Below are 16698 nucleotides of genomic sequence, written 5' to 3' on the forward strand. Positions count from 1 at the left end.
AGTATGATTGGACCATACAGCCTTCACCTTGAAATATCGGGGGATAAGGGGTATAACCACGCGCTTTCCTGGTGTATTTAGCGAGCCTCTTATGCAAACTCCTTTTTGGCAGGCCAAGACCCTGCAACAGATGACCACGGCCGAGTGGGAGTCCCTGTGCGATGGCTGCGGCAAGTGCTGCCTCAACAAGCTGATCGACGCCGATACCGATGAGCTGGTGTTCACCAATGTGGCCTGCAATCTGCTCAATACCAGGAGCTGCCAGTGCTCCGATTATCACAATCGCTTCAAGCAGGAGCCGGACTGCCTGCAGATCACGGTGGACAAGATTGCCGAGTTCAACTGGCTGCCGTCAAGCTGCGCCTACCGTCTGCTGGCCGAGGGACAGAGCCTGCCGGCCTGGCATCCGCTCATCACCGGCAGCCGCTCCGCCATGCACCAGGCTGGCCAGTCGGTGCGTGGCAAGGTGATACACGAGCGCGAGGCGGGAGAGTGGGAGGATCACATCATCACCTGGGCGAGCTGAGCTGCCCATTGCCCCCTTTAAAAGAGAGCCACCTTGCGTGGCTCTCTTCGTTTCTGACGGGAGGTGAGCCAGTCGAGCCGATGGTGGAAGAACTGAAGGAGAGCCATTTGTGACGAGAGCAGGGGGCCCGAAAGCGCCTCTCTAAACGGTCCGCCTTGATGGTCACAGCCTCCAGGCGTGGAAGATGAGGGAAAAAGATAAGTGCCCGGCAAACCCGGGATAAAAAAAGAGCCGCAGATGCGGCTCTTTTTGGTGACGGGCGTTCCCCCTTAGGGACGACCGGCCGGGCTGTGGGCCTTGTTGACGGCTGCTGTGCTGCCTGCGTGACGACCCGAGCTGGCGACGTCACCGCGCACCAGGGGCGGGTAGTCGACAGGCTCGGCGGCCGGCAGGGCAGGGGCTTCAGCCGGGGTCGCCATGGGGGCGGAGGCTTTGCGGGCCTTGGCCAGCAAGCCACCGGTGGCGCGCGGCGCAGACTTGGCGGCCTCTACCTTGGCGGGGGCGCTGACGTCGGCACTTGGCGCGGCTGCCACCGGGGCCTCGGCGGCAGGGGCGATGGCCTCTGCCTCGGTGACCACGGGAGCGGTGTCGGCCACTGGGGCAGCTTCCACTTCGGTTGCTACCGGCGCCTGGGTCACGTCGGCCTGAGCCGGCTCAACGGGCGCAGCGTCAACCTGAACCAGGTCAACCGGCGCGGCGTCAGCCTGCACAGGGGCCGGGGCCGCTTCCACCACCTGAACGGGGGTATCGGCCTGGGCGGGCGCTTCAACCTTGGGCTCGACCAGGGTCGGCTCAACTGCGGGTTCGGCTGCGGTGACCACGCTGGCCTCTGCCTGCACGCTCGCGACCACAACCGCTTGCTCGACCTTCTGCTCGGCTTGCGGCGCGGAGTCGGCAACCGGAGCAACCGGCTCGCTGACAACCTTGCTGGTGTCGACGAAGGGCACTTCCGGCAGGTGGTGATCGGTATCCACGACGGCATGCTCGACCAGGGCGGCGGAGGCCTGGGTCGCGGCGGCGATGGCTTGCGGGCTCAGAGGGGCAACCAGGGGGGTCACGGGCTCATTGCTCTCGACCTGGGGCTGCTCCTCTTCGCGCTGGTTGCGGGTCTCTTCGTTGATGCGCTTGCGACGCTGACCTTCGCCACGCTGGCCACGGGGATTGCGACGGGAGCGGCGCTGGCCGTCCTGATCGTCACCCTGCTGGACATCGGCGCCTTCGGTGGCCACCACGGCGGCTACCGGCTGCTCGGCCTGGGGGGCGTCGACGCGGATCTGCTTGCGCAGTTGACGACGTTCGCGGCGCTCGGCGACGATCAGCTCCTTCTCCTGGTGAGCCTCGGCTTGAGTCTCTACCTGGGTCGGCAGCGCCTCGGCGGCGACCACGGCCTGCACCTGGGCTTCACGCTCGGCGCGTGGCTCGCGGGGCTGGCGCGGCTCACGCTCGCCACGGGGTTCCCGGGGCTGACGCGGTTCGCGGGGCTGACGGGGCTCACGCTCGGCGCGGGCTTCGTTGGCCTGACGGGGTTCCCGTTCGGTGCGAGGCTGACGGGGCTCGCGCTCGGTGCGCGCCTCGTTGGCCTGACGCGGTTCGCGTTCGGTACGGGGCTCACGTTCCTTGCGCGGGCGACGGGCACGGTTGTCACCCTGCTCGCCACTCTTGGCGTCACGGCGCTGTTCGCCACCTTCGTTGCGGTTGCGGTTGCCCTGACGCGAGCCACGGCGCTCGTCACGCTGATGGCGATGGCTCTCTTCCTTGCGGGCCTCGGTCTGGACCGGGGCGGCCGGTTTGGCCTCGGGAGTGGCTGGGCTCGCGGCGAAGATGCCGGCGATGGCCTTGAAGAACTTGCCGACCAGGCCAGCCTCTGCCACGGGGGCAGGGGTGACCGGAGCGGCAGGCTGAGGCGCAGCGGCCGCAGGCGCAGGCTGGGCCGGCTGGATGAAGCCTTGCAGCAGCGGCTGTTCCCGCTCGATGGCCTGGGCCTGCTTTGGCTGGTAGACGGGCTTGGCTATCTCCGTCTTCAGCTCGTAGCTCACCGCTTCGGGGATCTCATTCTTGCGAATGCGGGTCACCTCGTAGTGGGGCGTCTCCAGGTGCTGGTTCGGGATGATGTAGAGGCGCACGTCGTTGCGCTGCTCGAGGTTGGCGATGGAGCTGCGCTTCTCGTTGAGCAGGTAGGCGGCGACATCCACAGGTACCTGGGCATGGACCTGCTCCGTGTTGTCCTTCAGGGCCTCTTCTTCGATGAGGCGCAGGATGGACAGGGCGAGGGATTCGTTGTCACGGATCACCCCCTGACCCTGGCAACGGGGGCAGATGTGGCTGCTGGACTCGTTGAGGGAGGGGCGCAGGCGCTGGCGAGACATCTCCAGCAGGCCGAAGCGGGAGATCCGTCCCAACTGGATGCGGGCCCTGTCCTGATGCACGGCTTCACGCAGACGGTTTTCCACTTCGCGCTGATGGCGAACCGGGGTCATGTCGATGAAATCGATGACAATCAGGCCACCCAGGTCGCGCAGGCGCAACTGACGGGCAATCTCGTCGGCCGCTTCCAGGTTGGTCTGCAGCGCAGTTTCCTCGATGTCGCCGCCCTTGGTGGCGCGGGAGGAGTTGATGTCGATGGAGGTCAGGGCCTCGGTCGGATCGATGACGATGCTGCCGCCGGAGGGCAGGCGCACTTCCCGCTGGAACGCAGACTCAATCTGGCTCTCGATCTGGAAGTGGTTGAACAGGGCCACGTCCCCCTGGTACAGCTTGACCCGATTGAGGAAATCGGGGCGAACCAGTTCGATGTGCGCCTTGGCGCGCTCGAAGATGACGGGGTTGTCGATCAGGATCTCGCCCACATCGCGACGCAGATAGTCACGAATGGCGCGCACGATCACGTTGCTCTCCTGGTGGATGAGCACGGGGGCGGCACGCTGCTGGGAGGCCTTGTGGATGGAATCCCAGTGATTGAGCAGGACGTTCAGATCCCAGGAGAGCTCCTCGGGGGACTTGCCGACACCGGCGGTACGCACGATGAGCCCCATGCCTTCCGGCACGGTAAGACCCGACAGGGCTTCTTTCAGCTCGGTGCGCTCGTCACCCTCGATGCGGCGGGAAATGCCGCCGGCACGGGGGTTGTTGGGCATCAGCACCAGGTAGCTGCCGGCCAGGCTGATGAAGGTGGTGAGGGCTGCACCTTTGGTGCCACGCTCTTCCTTATCGATCTGGACGATCACTTCCTGGCCCTCGCGGACCACTTCTTTGATGTTGGGACGACCCTGATAGGAGTAACCGGAGGGGAAGTAATTGCGGGCGATCTCCTTTAACGGCAGGAAACCGTGGCGCTCGGCGCCGTAGTCGACAAAAGCAGCTTCGAGACTGGGTTCTACGCGGGTGATTTTGCCCTTGTAAATGTTCGCTTTCTTCTGCTCGTGTCCCGGACTTTCAATATCCAAATCGTAGAGCTGTTGTCCGTCAACCAGCGCTACGCGCAACTCCTCTTCCTGAGTCGCGTTGATTAGCATTCTTTTCATTGAGTTCTCATTATTTTGTCATTTTGATTTCCTCCACTGGATCCTGCCGGCGCCGGCCTCGGGTCTTCAGCATACTGGGGCAACCTCCCGGTTGGGGTATGCATGAGGCGCAAACTAAGGGCGCTCTGGTTCAGCCTTCTCGAGAAGGGATGAATAAAGGATGCCGGAGTGGAGACAAATAGCCGGTTCTGTTTGCGTTCTCCATGCGCTGTACCTCGCACCCGGGAACCGTCATGTTCTTGTATACACGGTGTTTCGGGATTGGGTGGCATACTTTTTGGCCACTTAGTACAAGGCTTGAACACAATGACAAAACCTTGTTTATTATCCCATTTAAACCGCTTTTATAGCAAGGTGCCATTTTTCAACAAAGCATGGAGCCAAGGGGCCCGTGGGGTGTTAAAATCCGCGCCATGACACAGATACATCAACAAGTGCAGCTGCTCACCATCGAAGCTGAGCATGAAGGGCAGCGCATCGACAATTTTCTCAAGACTCAGTTAAAGGGCGTCCCCAAGAGCCTGATCTATCGCATCCTTCGCAAAGGGGAGGTGCGCGTCAACAAGAAGCGCATCAAACCGGAATACAAGCTCTGCCCGGGTGACGAGGTGCGGGTGCCCCCCGTGCGCGTCGCCGAAAAGAATGAATTGCCCTCCGCCAACCTCGGCAGCATCCAGCGTCTGGAGAGCCAGATCCTGTTTGAAGACGAGGCCATGATAGTGCTCAACAAACCGTCCGGCATGGCGGTGCACGGCGGCAGCGGCCTGAGCTTTGGCGTCATCGAGGGGCTGCGGGCCCTGCGTCCGGAAGCCCGCTTCCTCGAGCTGGTTCACCGCCTCGATCGCGACACCTCCGGCGTGCTGCTGGTTGCCAAGAAGCGCAGTGCCCTGCGCAGCCTGCACGAGCAGTTGCGGGTCAAGACCATGCGCAAGCAGTACCTGGCGCTGGTGCGCGGTCAGTGGCAGTCCCACGTCAAGGTGGTCAATGCGCCCCTGCGCAAGAACGATCTGCAATCGGGCGAGCGGGTGGTGCGGGTCAGCAGTGACGGCAAGCCGTCAGAAACCCGCTTCCGGATTGCCCGCCAGTTTGCCGAGGCAACCCTGGTGGAATGCAGCCCCATCACAGGCCGCACCCACCAGATCCGGGTCCACACCCAGCATGCCGGTCATCCCATCGCCTGCGATGATAAATACGGTGAAGCAGCCTTTGATGAGAAAATGCGCAGCCAGGGGCTGAAACGGCTGTTCCTGCATGCCTGGAAGCTCACCTTTACCCATCCGGTGGATGGTCGTGAGGTGTTGATCGAGGCGCCGCTGGCCCCCGAGCTCGATACCTTCCTGAGCAGGCTGGCGCGCTGATGCAGGGCACCCGGCTCGCCATTTTCGACTGGGATGGTACGCTGATGGACTCCATCGGGCGCATCGTCAACTGTGTCGAGCTGGCCGCCGGGGAGTGTGGCCTCTCCCTCCCGACCCGGGAGCAGACCCGGCAGATCATCGGCCTGAGCCTGGAGGTGGGGCTGGCGAACCTGTTTGGATTGACGGCCGGGAGTGCGTCCTGCGCCCGTCTGGTCGCCTCCTATCGTCATCACTATCTTCATGACGATACGCCGAGTCCGCTGTTTGCCGGAGTCGTCGACTTGCTCCATGACTGGCATGGGCGCGGCATCTTGCTGGCTGTGGCGACCGGCAAGTCTCGCCGTGGTCTGGATCGGGTACTGGAGGAGACGGGTCTGGGGCCGCTGTTTGCCGCCAGCCGCGGCGCCGACGAGGCCCGTTCCAAACCCGATCCCCTGATGCTGAGTCAGCTGCTGAACGAGCTGGCAGTGCCGGTCGGCGAGGCGGTGATGATAGGGGATTCTGTCCATGATCTTGGCATGGCCCAGTCGCTGGGGATGGCCCGCATCGGGGTGACCTGGGGCGTGCACGGCAGAGAACGGCTGCTGGCCCATGATCCGGTCGCCATCGTCGATACCATGACCCAGCTAAGACGCAGCCTGGATTAGCGAATCGTTGATAAGGATGACAAAACGGGAGCCTGGGCTCCCGTTTTTTCGTGGCTGGCGTACCAAGGACGTCAGGGCAGATTGAGGCCGTGACGCCCCAGCAGCTCGATGAGGCCGATCAGGGGCAGGCCTATCAGGGCATTGGGATCGCGTCCCTCCAGCGCCTCGAACAACACGATTCCCATCCCTTCACACTTGAAGCTGCCGGCGCAATCGAGCGGTCGCTCTGCCTCGACATAGCGGCGAATGGCCGCTTCATCCAGGGTGCGAAAACAGACCGTGAAGGGCTCGACCAGTCCGTGGCATTGGCCCGTGGCGGCATCCAGCACGGTGAGGCCGGTATAGAAGGTGACGCTGCGCCCTTGTGCGGCCATGAGTTGCGCCACCGCATTGTCCACCGACCCGGGTTTGCCGAGGATCCGACCGTTACAGACACACACCTGATCGGAGCCAATGATCAATCCCCGCTCAACGGCGTCGGCAATGGCTAGTGCCTTGGCATGGGCGAGCCGCGTCACCAGCGCCTCGGCGGATTCGCCGGGCAGAGGGGATTCATCCACCCGGGGGGCCGCACACTCGAAGGGGAGGCCGAGTTTTTCCAGCAGGGCTTTGCGATAGGGGGAGGTGGAGGCGAGGATCAGCGGTGTCGACATCATGATATCCAGGTTCGTAGCAGTCAGCGGCCGATGGTATCGCCGTGCCATCGGCAGGGCAATGGTCGGTTGGGATGCGAGCCCCGCCATGGCATCCGGTATGACCTGGTCATGGCCGGCCGTATCAGGGCCATTGCCACAGGCGAACACTCATCTTGCCCACTGGATGAAGAACGCAGGATGCCATGAGTGGCACCTTGGCGAACATGCGAGGGCGCAAGGGGTGGACAGGATCCTGTGTCGGATCCTCCGCTTTGTGGCATAATCGGTCACCGATGAGCGCAAGCCCCGACATACTGGGGACTTGTGATGTTAAAATCATCGGCGGTAAGGACTTTTTCCTTTGACTATCCCCTGTTGGACCTATAATATTCGCGCCCTATGCAAAAGGTGAAGTTGCCCGTTAAGGTTGATCCAGTCCGTAGTGCCTTGAAGCTACTCGATTATGTCGGGATAGTTGAAAAGTCGCAGATGCCCAGGCTGGAGGCATCAACCGCAGGCTTGCGAAGTGATGTGGATGTGTCACTGCACTTTGGCAAAGATGTCCAGAAGTTGACCGTTATGAAAGGCACTGCCCATGCCGAGGTTGACCTGGTTTGCCAGCGTTGTGGCGAAACGTTCCAACACCTTTGTGAAGCTGAATTTATCTACACTCCGCTGTTCGAGAGAACAAACGAGGAAGAACTGCCGGAAGCTTATGAGCCCATTGAGTTGGACGAAAACGGCGAGATAGATCTTCATCAAATCCTGGAGGATGAACTCATCCTCTCGTTGCCTCAAGTCGCAATGCATCCCATGGATGCCTGCCCGAGAGGAAACATGGAGATGACCTGGGGTGATATCGAACCTGCTGATGAGCGGCCAAATCCCTTTGCAGTTCTTGAAGAGCTTAAACGTAAGTGAATCTAGGAGTTAGCCTACCATGGCCGTACAACAGAACCGTAAAACCCGTGCCAAGCGTGGCATGCGTCGTTCCCACGATGCACTGACCAGCGCTGCCCTGACTGTTGATCAGACCAGTGGCGAAATTCATCGTCGTCACCACGTGACTGCCGATGGTTTCTACCGCGGTAAAAAGGTAATCGCTTAAGGATTGCCTTTGTCTACGCTCAACGTCGCGCTAGACATAATGGGGGGCGATTTCGGTCCCTCGGAAACAGTGCCTGCCGCCGTGCAGGCACTGTCTCTTTTGCCCCAGCTCAATCTGATCCTGGTCGGTAACGAGACCAGCGTCACACCGCTTCTGCGCCAGCATGGCCTGCTCAATCATCCCCGCGTTCGTTTCGTACATGCCTCCCAGGTCGTCGGGATGGGCGACAAGCCGATCGTCGCCTTAAGAACCCTCAAAGACTCCTCCATGCGAGTCGTGCTGGATCTGGTCAAGAGCGGCGCCGCCGATGCCTGCGTCAGCGCGGGCAACACAGGGGCCCTGATGGCCATGGCCAAGTGCGTGCTAAAATCCTTGCCCGGTGTGGACAGGCCGGCCCTTATCAAGGCGCTGCCGACCGTGGCGGGCAAGCGCACCGTCATGCTGGATCTGGGGGCCAATGTCAGTTGCGATGCCGACACCCTGCTGCAATTTGCGGTCATGGGCTCGGTCGTGGCCGAACTGGTGGAGGGCATAGCGTCACCCCGTGTCGCGCTGCTCAACGTGGGGGAGGAGGAAATCAAGGGCAACGATCTGGTGCGCCACAGCGCCGAGCTGCTGCGCCAGTGCCCTGCCATCCACTTCGCCGGCTTCATCGAGGGAGACTGCCTGTTCACCGGCCAGGCGGATGTCATCGTCTGTGATGGCTTCGTAGGCAATGTGGCCCTGAAGACGGCGGAAGGGGTGGTGCGCATGATGGGTCAACTGGCCGGTTATCCGCGAAAAAAGCGCAGTTTTCTTGGGCTGATCGCCGGATTTATGCTCAAACGGCGTTTTTCTTACCTGAACCCCGACCAGTATAACGGTGCAAGTCTGTTAGGATTGCGCGGCATTGTGGTAAAAAGCCATGGGAGGGCCGAACGTCGCGCCCTCTCTACTGCGATCCTGCTGGCCGCGCAAGAGGCCAAGCATCAACTTCCATTGCAAATAGCAGATCGCCTTGAATCTGTCTTTTCCGACAGGGATCTATAAGAACTCTATGCATAGCAAAATTCTGGGTACTGGCAGCTACCTGCCAAGTTCAGTACGCACCAACGCCGATCTCGAACAGATGGTCGAGACCAGTCACGACTGGATCGTGGAGCGCACCGGGATCCATGAGCGCCGTATCGCGGGGGATGGCGAGACTGTCGCCACCCTTTCGCATCAGGCCGCCCTGCGTGCACTGGATGCCGCCGGCCTCCAGGCAAGCGATCTGGACATGATAGTGCTGGCCACCACCAGTGCCGAAAATGCCTTCCCGGCCGCCGCCTGCGAGCTGCAAAACCTGTTGGACGTGCCGGGGATCCCGGCGTTCGACATCGCCGCCGCCTGCGCCGGTTTCACCTATGCCCTCTCCATCGCCGATCAGTTCGTCAAATCGGGGGCGGCCCGCCATGTGCTGGTCGTCGGCGCCGATGTGTTGTCGCGCATGTGCGATCCGCAAGATCGCGGCACCATCATCCTCTTTGGTGACGGGGCAGGGGCTGTGGTCATTGGTGCCAGCGAAACCCCTGGCATCCTCTCCACCCATCTGCATGCCGACGGTCGCTATGGCGATCTGCTCAAGCTGCCTCAGCCCCGTCGCGGCCTGAGCGGCAGCGAGCTCGAAGCCTACATGTATATGAAGGGCAACGATGTGTTCAAGGTCGCGGTGACTCGCCTGAGCGAGATAGTGACCGAGACCCTGGCCGCCGCCAACATAGATCCGAGCGAGCTCGACTGGCTGGTACCGCACCAGGCCAACTACCGCATCATCAACGCCACCGCCAAGAAGCTCGGCATGAGCCTCGACCGCGTGGTGCTGACCCTCGACAAACACGGCAATACCTCGGCTGCCTCCGTTCCCATCGCCTTCGATGAAGGGGTGCGTGACGGTCGTATCCAGCGCGGTCAGCTGGTGCTGCTCGAGGCGTTTGGTGGCGGATTTGCCTGGGGCTCAGCCCTGGTTCGCTTCTAAGCTTTCACCACGAAGGAGCGTGGCCAGCCCTGCGCCAGCCACGTTTCTCATGTCGTTTCGCTTTAAAGGACATCATGATGACCCAATTTGCCATCGCTTTCCCGGGACAAGGTTCCCAGGCTGTCGGCATGCTGGCCGAACTGGCCGAACAGCACGCGATTATCAAGGAGACCTTCGCCGAGGCGAGCCAGGTGCTTGGTTATGATCTGCTGGCGCTGACCCTGCAGGGGCCGGCAGAAGAGCTGGGCAAGACCTGGAAGACCCAACCGGCCCTGCTGGCCGCCTCCGTCGCCCTGTGGCGCCTGTGGCAGCAGCAGGGTGGGGCGACCCCCGTCGTCATGGCCGGCCACAGCCTCGGCGAGTATTCCGCCCTGGTCTGCAGCGGTGCCCTGGCCTTTGCCGATGCCGTCAAGCTGGTCGAACTGCGTGGCCTGGCCATGCAGGAAGCCGTACCGGAAGGCACTGGCGCCATGGCCGCCATCATAGGCCTGGACAACGACACCATCGCCGCCAACTGCGAGAAGGCGGCAGAGGGGCAGGTGGTCTCCCCGGTCAACTTCAACTCCCCGGGCCAGGTGGTGATCGCCGGTCACAAGGAGGCCGTCGAGCGTGCCAACGTGTTGATGAAAGAATCCGGTGCCAAGCGGGCGCTGCCGCTGCCGGTTTCCGTGCCGTCCCACTGTGCCCTGATGAAACCGGCCGCCGAGAAGCTGGCCGCAGCCCTGGATGGGATCGAGATCAAGGTTCCATCCATCGCCGTCATCAATAATGTCGATGTCACCTGTGAACAGGATCCGGCCGCCATCAAGCAGGCGCTGGTGCGTCAGCTGTTCAGCCCGGTGCGTTGGACCGAGACGGTCGAGCGGATGGCCAATGAGGGCATCACCCTCGAGATCGAGATGGGCCCGGGTAAAGTGCTGACCGGTCTCGCCAAGCGTATCGACAAGCGGGTGGAAGGCATTCATGCCAACGATACCGCTTCATTCGAACAGGCGCTGGCCCAGATTAAGTAAACAGGAGTAGAGCATGAGTTTTACCGATAAGGTTGTATTGGTGACCGGCGCCAGCCGTGGCATCGGTCGTGCCATTGCCGAGACGTTCGTGGCCCGTGGCGCGAAAGTCGTGGGTACCGCGACCAGCGAGCGTGGCGCCGAGGCCATCAGCGCCTATCTGGGCGAGCATGGCTGCGGCCTGGCCCTGGACGTGACCAGCCCCGAATCCATCGAAGCCGTCTTTGCCGCCATCAAGGCGCGTTTTGGCGACATCGACATCCTGATCAACAACGCCGGCATCACCCGCGACAACCTGTTGATGCGCATGAAGGATGATGAGTGGAGCGAAATCATCGACACCAACCTCACTTCCCTCTATCGTCTGAGCAAGCCGGTGCTGCGCGCCATGATGAAGAAGCGTCATGGCCGCATCATCAGCATAGGTTCCGTGGTGGGTACCATGGGTAACGCAGGTCAGGTCAACTATGCCGCCGCCAAGGCTGGTCTGGTAGGCTTTACCAAGTCGCTGGCCCGTGAAGTGGCATCCCGTGGTATCACGGTCAACGCGGTGGCTCCTGGTTTCATCGAGACCGACATGACCAAGGCGCTCAATGAAGAGCAGCGGTCAGGTATCATGAACCAGGTGCCCGCAGCCCGTTTGGGTGATCCGAAAGAAATTGCCGCCGCTGTGGTATTCTTGGCATCTGATGACGCCGCTTACATCACTGGCGAAACCCTGCATGTTAACGGCGGGATGTACATGGTGTAATCAATTTGTCGTCAGTTCTGCTCAAATTTGCGATATTACGCCGAAGTTTGGCACATTTCGTGGTTTGACCAGCAGCAAGCTACTTGCAAACCAACGTCAATTGAATAAACTACCCCAACCAGACGCAATAGCGTATTTTTAAAGGAAAATTCAGGTCATGAGCAACATCGAAGAACGCGTAAAGAAAATCATCATCGAACAACTGGGTGTTAAAGAGGAAGACGTTAAGAACGCTGCCTCCTTCGTCGACGACCTGGGCGCTGACTCTTTGGATACCGTTGAACTGGTAATGGCGCTGGAAGAAGAATTCGATACCGAGATTCCGGATGAAGAAGCCGAGAAGATCACCACTGTTCAAGCGGCTATCGACTACATCACCGCTAATCAGGAATAAGTTCCTGTTCTGAAAGAAGCGGCCCAAGGGCCGCTTCTTTTATGTTTACCCCCTTTCAAAATACCTCTCGGAGACTAGCTCAGTGTCAAAACGCAGAGTCGTGGTAACCGGCCTGGGGATGCTTTCCCCTGTGGGCAACACTGCCGAAACCAGCTGGCAAGCCCTGCTCAACGGGCAGAGCGGCATTTCTCTCATCGATCACTTCGATGCCAGCGAATTTGCGACCCGTTTCGCAGGCCTGGTCAAAGAGTTCGATCCCGAACAGTACGGCATCAACCGCAAAGAAGCCCGCAAGATGGATCTCTTCATCCAATACGGCGTGGCGGCGGGGATGCAGGCGTTGGATGATTCCGGCCTCGTCATCAACGAAGAGAATGCGGAGCGGGTCGGCGTGGCCATCGGCTCCGGCATCGGCGGTCTGGGTCTGATTGAACAGAACCACAGCAGCCTTATCAACGGCGGCCCCCGCAAGCTGAGCCCCTTCTTCGTGCCATCCACCATCATCAATATGGTGTCCGGTCATCTCTCCATCATGAAGGGACTGCAGGGCCCGAACATCGCCGTGACCACGGCGTGTACCACGGGCACCCATGCTATCGGCATGGCCGGTCGCATGATTGCCTACGGCGATGCGGACGTGATGATCGCCGGTGGCACCGAGAAAGCTTCCACCCCCATGGGGATGGGCGGCTTCGCGGCGGCCAAGGCACTCTCTACCCGCAACGACGAGCCCACCAAGGCGAGCCGCCCCTGGGACAAGGATCGCGACGGTTTCGTGCTGGGTGACGGTGCCGGGGTGCTGGTGCTGGAAGAGTACGAGCACGCCAAGGCCCGTGGCGCCAAGATTTACGCCGAGCTGGTTGGCTTTGGCATGAGTGGCGACGCCTATCACATGACGGCGCCGCCTTCTGACGGCAACGGTGGCGCGCGCGCCATGAAGAATGCCATCAGGGATGCTGGCATCGCCCCCGAGCAGATCGGCTACATCAATGCCCACGGCACCTCCACCCCCCTGGGTGACGTGGCCGAGCTGCGTGGCATGAAAGAGGTGTTTGGCGACCATGCCAGCGCCCTGATGATCAGTTCAACCAAGTCGATGACGGGTCACCTGCTGGGAGCCGCCGGCGCCATCGAGGCGATCATTACCGTGCTGGCCCTGCGGGATCAGGTGGCACCGCCCACCATCAACCTGGACAATCCGGATGAGGAGTGCGATCTGGATCTGGTGCCCCACGTGGCCAAACCAGGCCAGTTTGAATACGCCCTCTCCAATTCCTTCGGATTTGGCGGCACCAATGGCTCCCTGATCTTCAAACGCGTATAATTCGCACCAGGGCAATGTTCAATAGGCCCGATACGAGCTCGTATCGGGCCTTTTTTATCGGAGGGATCCCGCTTGCTCATCAATGGTGTATCCGCAGAGTCGATATCGGCCCGGGATCGAGGGTTGGCCTATGGCGATGGGCATTTCACCACCCTGCTGATCCAGGAGGGGCGAGCCCGCTACTGGCCCGAGCATCTGGCGCGGCTGCAGCAGGGTTGCATGCGGCTCGCCATCTCGCCACCGTGCTGGACCACCCTGGCGGCCGAGCTCGACACCCTGATCGCCGATCAGGTGCTGGCCGTCGCCAAGATAGTGCTGACCCGAGGGGAGGGGGGGCGCGGCTATGATGGCACTGGCTGCCAGCAGACCAGCCGGATCCTCTCATTGGCGCCCTATCCCATGCACTATCAGGATTGGCAGCGGAGCGGCATCAGCATTGGGGTCTGCCAACAGCGCATTGGTGACAGTCCCATGTTAGCGGGGCTCAAGACCCTCAATCGACTGGAACAAGTTTTGCTTAAAGGCGAACTTGCCAAGCAAGGTGCGGTCGAAGGAATAGTATTGAATTGTCGAGGGTTTCTGGTGGAAGGGGTGAGTGCCAACCTGTTCTGGCGCCGGGGCAGCACCGTCTTTACCCCGGATCTTGGCCATGGTGGCGTGGATGGCATCATGCGTCGACAGGTGATGACGCTGCTGCGCCAGATGGGGATTGAGCTACGTATCGTCGAAGCGCCCCTGGAGTCACTCTGGCAGGCCGAGGAGGTCTGGTTGACCAATACCCTGATGGGCCTGGTACCCGTCACCCGTATCGAGCATAAAGAGTACGACTCACAGCAGGTGGTGCGTCGTCTACAGGAGCGATTGCTAATTGAAGTTTAATCGGCTTTACACCCTGATCGCGGGAGCGGCCCTGAGCGCCGCCCTGGCCGGTGGGTACGTCTATTACAAGTGGTATCAGGTGGATACCTTGACCAACAAGGGACCGACCCGCCTCTACACCGTCGCGAAGGGCTCCCATGCCGCCGGCCTCATCACGGAACTGGCCGACGGCGAGGTCACCCCTTGGGCGCTTCGGCTCTGGCTTCGCAGCCATCCGGAACTGGCTGCCATCAAGTCAGGCACTTACGAGATCCAGGAAGGGGCCCCCTTGAAGGAGACCCTTTCCCTGTTTGCCTCGGGCAAGGAGTTTCACTTAAGCCTGACCTTCGTCGAGGGATCCCGCTTCGAGGATTGGCAGAAGCAGCTCGCCAGCGCCCCATACCTGGAGCGGGTCACCCTGGAGCAGGACGAGACCGAACTGGCCCATGAGCTCGGCATCGACAATGGCAAGCTGGAAGGCTGGTTCCTGCCGGAGACTTACGCCTATACGGTTCATGCCAGCGATCTCTCCGTGTTGCGTCGCGCCCATCAGGAGATGGAGAGCGTCCTGCAAACCGCCTGGGAGAATCGCCAGGAGAACCTGCCCTACAAGACGCCCTATGAAGCCTTGATCATGGCCTCCATCATAGAGAAAGAGACAGGGGTCCCTGAGGAGCGTGCCGAGATTGCCGGCGTCTTTGTCAACCGGCTGCGCCTTGGCATGAAGCTGCAGACGGACCCGACTGTCATCTATGGGGTCAAGGATCGCTACGATGGCAACATTCGCCGCAGCGATCTCACCGATGTGAACCCCTACAACACCTATGTGATCGACGGCCTGCCACCGACTCCCATCGCCATGCCGGGCAAGGCATCCATCGAGGCGGCCCTCAACCCCAAGGCGAGCGATTTTCTCTACTTCGTCGCCAAGGGGGGCGGTGCCCATCACTTCTCCCGAACCCTCGAAGAGCATAACCGTGCGGTTCGCCAATACATTTTGAAGAAATCCTGATGTCCAAATTTATCGTGATCGAAGGGCTGGAAGGGGCGGGCAAGAGTTCCGCCGTCCAGTATGTCACCGACTACCTCAAGGCCCATGGCGTCTCGCGCATCGAGTGTACCCGGGAACCGGGTGGCACCCCATTGGCCGAGCGGATGCGGGCCATCGTCAAGGAGGTGCACGAGGAGCAACTCACCATCCAGGCCGAGCTGCTGCTGATGTACGCCTCCCGGGTGCAACTGGTGGAAACGCGGATCAAACCTGCTTTGCGCGAGGGGACCTGGGTGGTGGGGGACAGGCATGATCTCTCTTCCCAGGCCTATCAAGGGGGCGGGCGCGGCATAGACACCGGGCTCATTCATGCCATCAAGCAGGCGGTGCTCGGCGACTTCAAACCCGACCTCACCCTCTATCTCGACATCGATCCGGCCCTGGGATTGCAGCGGGCTCGCCATCGTGGGGAACTCGACCGGATCGAGCTGGAGCAGCTGAGTTTCTTCGAGCGGACCCGGGCCCGCTATCTCGAGCTGGCCGCCCAGGATGACAGCATCCTGGTGATCGATGCCAGCCAGACGCCGGATCGGGTCAAGGCCGCTATCGAACTCGCCCTGGATAGTCGCATATGTATCCCTGGCTGATCCCGGACTGGCAGGCTCTGAGCCAGAGTGCGGTTGCCGGACGGCTCGGCCATGCCTGGTTGCTGCTGGGGGAGGCCGGCCTTGGCAAAGAGCAGCTGGCGGAGCGGCTGGCACGGCTCCATCTGTGTCACCACCCCCAGCAGGGGGAGCCTTGCGGCCACTGCCATGCCTGCCAGCTGGCGGACAAGGGCAATCATCCTGATCTCTGCATCATCCCAGGTGACAGCAAGACCATAGGGGTGGATGCGGTGCGCGAGCTCGGTTCGCGTCTGCAGCGTTCCGCCCAGCTCGGTCACGGCAAGGTGGTGATCATTCCCGATGCCGAGCGCATGACGGAAGCGGCGGCCAACGCCCTGCTCAAGACCCTGGAGGAGCCGGCCGGCGACAGCCTGCTGCTGCTGATCGCCTCGCAGATCTCCCGTCTCCTGCCCACCATCCGCAGCCGCTGCCACAAACATGTCTGCCACATCCCCCCCGAGCCGGTCACCCTGAACTGGCTGGCCGAGCAGGGCCATCCGGCGACCCAGGCCCAGGTGCGGATCTGCCAGGGGGCGCCGCTGCGGGTGCTCGACTACCTGGCGCAGCAACAGGATAAGGCGCGTCAGGATCTCTTGGGGGGCTTCGTGCAGCTGAGCCAGGAACCGACCCGGATCACCGCCCTCTGCTCCCTGTTGGGGCAGGAGACCCAGACCCGGTTGCACTGGTTGCAACTGCTGCTGTGTGATGCCCTCAAGACCCAGGCTGGCTGCGGCCATCAGCAGTTGGCGATGCCGGATCTGGCCGGGCTCAGTCACGCCCTGGCCGAGGGCCACTCCAGCGAGCGGCTGCTCGATGCCGAGCAACGTCTCGTCAGCCTCAAAGAGGCCTGCCAACCGGGACAGCTCTCCAATCCGACCATACATCTGATGAACTGGCTCAGCCAATGGCTGTGA

17 protein-coding genes are annotated in these 16698 nt (G+C 61.5%); 15 read left to right on the plus strand and 2 right to left on the minus strand.

The window, feature by feature from the left end; all coding sequences use genetic code 11:
• The first annotated feature begins 91 nt into the window (after window positions 1–91).
• Complete coding sequence (locus tag ACEUCR_RS01260) at window positions 92–526, plus strand: YcgN family cysteine cluster protein (protein WP_408787605.1); 435 nt, start codon at window positions 92–94, stop codon at window positions 524–526.
• 269 nt (window positions 527–795) lie between these two features.
• On the opposite strand, the gene rne is transcribed toward ACEUCR_RS01260, so the two are convergent.
• Window positions 796–4047, minus strand: a complete 3252-nt coding sequence (rne, locus tag ACEUCR_RS01265) for a ribonuclease E (protein WP_408787607.1) — start codon at window positions 4045–4047, stop codon at window positions 796–798.
• Between the two features lie 413 nt (window positions 4048–4460).
• Between rne and rluC the strand changes: the two genes are divergently transcribed.
• Complete coding sequence (rluC, locus tag ACEUCR_RS01270) at window positions 4461–5405, plus strand: 23S rRNA pseudouridine(955/2504/2580) synthase RluC (RefSeq protein ID WP_216823784.1); 945 nt, start codon at window positions 4461–4463, stop codon at window positions 5403–5405.
• Window positions 5405–6052 carry an HAD family hydrolase gene (locus ACEUCR_RS01275; protein ID WP_408787609.1) on the plus strand — a complete coding sequence of 216 codons (648 nt, stop codon included), beginning with the start codon at window positions 5405–5407 and terminating at the stop codon, window positions 6050–6052. Before rluC ends, ACEUCR_RS01275 begins: the two co-directional genes overlap by 1 nt.
• 71 nt (window positions 6053–6123) lie before the next feature.
• Here ACEUCR_RS01275 and ACEUCR_RS01280 read toward each other — a convergent pair whose 3' ends face one another.
• Window positions 6124–6705, minus strand: a complete 582-nt coding sequence (locus ACEUCR_RS01280) for a Maf family protein (protein WP_408789003.1) — start codon at window positions 6703–6705, stop codon at window positions 6124–6126.
• Window positions 6706–7086: 381 nt separating this feature from the next.
• Between ACEUCR_RS01280 and yceD the strand changes: the two genes are divergently transcribed.
• The 12 genes from yceD (at window position 7087) to holB (ending at window position 16698) form a co-directional block, all read left to right on the plus strand.
• Window positions 7087–7608 carry a 23S rRNA accumulation protein YceD gene (gene yceD / locus ACEUCR_RS01285; protein ID WP_084205223.1) on the plus strand — a complete coding sequence of 174 codons (522 nt, stop codon included), beginning with the start codon at window positions 7087–7089 and terminating at the stop codon, window positions 7606–7608.
• A 19-nt stretch (window positions 7609–7627) separates the two neighbouring features.
• Window positions 7628–7795 carry a 50S ribosomal protein L32 gene (rpmF, locus tag ACEUCR_RS01290; protein ID WP_005311492.1) on the plus strand — a complete coding sequence of 56 codons (168 nt, stop codon included), beginning with the start codon at window positions 7628–7630 and terminating at the stop codon, window positions 7793–7795.
• A gap of 9 nt (window positions 7796–7804) precedes the next feature.
• Window positions 7805–8824 (plus strand): phosphate acyltransferase PlsX, encoded by a 1020-nt coding sequence (gene plsX, locus ACEUCR_RS01295; protein ID WP_408787611.1) that lies wholly within the window; start codon window positions 7805–7807, stop codon window positions 8822–8824.
• A gap of 7 nt (window positions 8825–8831) precedes the next feature.
• Complete coding sequence (locus ACEUCR_RS01300; protein WP_041992300.1) at window positions 8832–9791, plus strand: beta-ketoacyl-ACP synthase III; 960 nt, start codon at window positions 8832–8834, stop codon at window positions 9789–9791.
• A gap of 77 nt (window positions 9792–9868) precedes the next feature.
• Window positions 9869–10804 carry an ACP S-malonyltransferase gene (gene fabD, locus ACEUCR_RS01305; protein ID WP_408789005.1) on the plus strand — a complete coding sequence of 312 codons (936 nt, stop codon included), beginning with the start codon at window positions 9869–9871 and terminating at the stop codon, window positions 10802–10804.
• 13 nt (window positions 10805–10817) lie between these two features.
• On the plus strand, window positions 10818–11552 hold the full coding sequence (fabG, locus tag ACEUCR_RS01310; RefSeq protein WP_041992306.1) for a 3-oxoacyl-ACP reductase FabG: 735 nt from the start codon (window positions 10818–10820) through the stop codon (window positions 11550–11552).
• Between the two features lie 157 nt (window positions 11553–11709).
• The gene (acpP, locus tag ACEUCR_RS01315; RefSeq protein WP_005300909.1) at window positions 11710–11946 is read left to right on the plus strand and encodes an acyl carrier protein; all 237 of its coding nucleotides are present in this window, start codon (window positions 11710–11712) and stop codon (window positions 11944–11946) included.
• Window positions 11947–12028: 82 nt separating this feature from the next.
• Window positions 12029–13270 carry a beta-ketoacyl-ACP synthase II gene (gene fabF / locus ACEUCR_RS01320; RefSeq protein WP_111872721.1) on the plus strand — a complete coding sequence of 414 codons (1242 nt, stop codon included), beginning with the start codon at window positions 12029–12031 and terminating at the stop codon, window positions 13268–13270.
• A gap of 72 nt (window positions 13271–13342) precedes the next feature.
• Window positions 13343–14149, plus strand: coding sequence for an aminodeoxychorismate lyase (pabC, locus tag ACEUCR_RS01325; protein WP_408787613.1), 807 nt, complete (start codon window positions 13343–13345; stop codon window positions 14147–14149).
• Window positions 14139–15140 (plus strand): endolytic transglycosylase MltG, encoded by a 1002-nt coding sequence (gene mltG, locus ACEUCR_RS01330; RefSeq protein ID WP_041992319.1) that lies wholly within the window; start codon window positions 14139–14141, stop codon window positions 15138–15140. Before pabC ends, mltG begins: the two co-directional genes overlap by 11 nt.
• Window positions 15140–15766, plus strand: a complete 627-nt coding sequence (tmk, locus tag ACEUCR_RS01335) for a dTMP kinase (RefSeq protein ID WP_408787615.1) — start codon at window positions 15140–15142, stop codon at window positions 15764–15766. The genes mltG and tmk overlap by 1 nt, the downstream gene beginning before the upstream one ends.
• Window positions 15751–16698: a DNA polymerase III subunit delta' gene (gene holB / locus ACEUCR_RS01340; RefSeq protein ID WP_111872724.1), complete on the plus strand. Its 948-nt coding sequence runs from the start codon at window positions 15751–15753 to the stop codon at window positions 16696–16698. The genes tmk and holB overlap by 16 nt, the downstream gene beginning before the upstream one ends.

Source organism: Aeromonas bivalvium, from assembly GCF_046078285.1.
GTDB classification, from domain to species: domain Bacteria; phylum Pseudomonadota; class Gammaproteobacteria; order Enterobacterales; family Aeromonadaceae; genus Aeromonas; species Aeromonas bivalvium.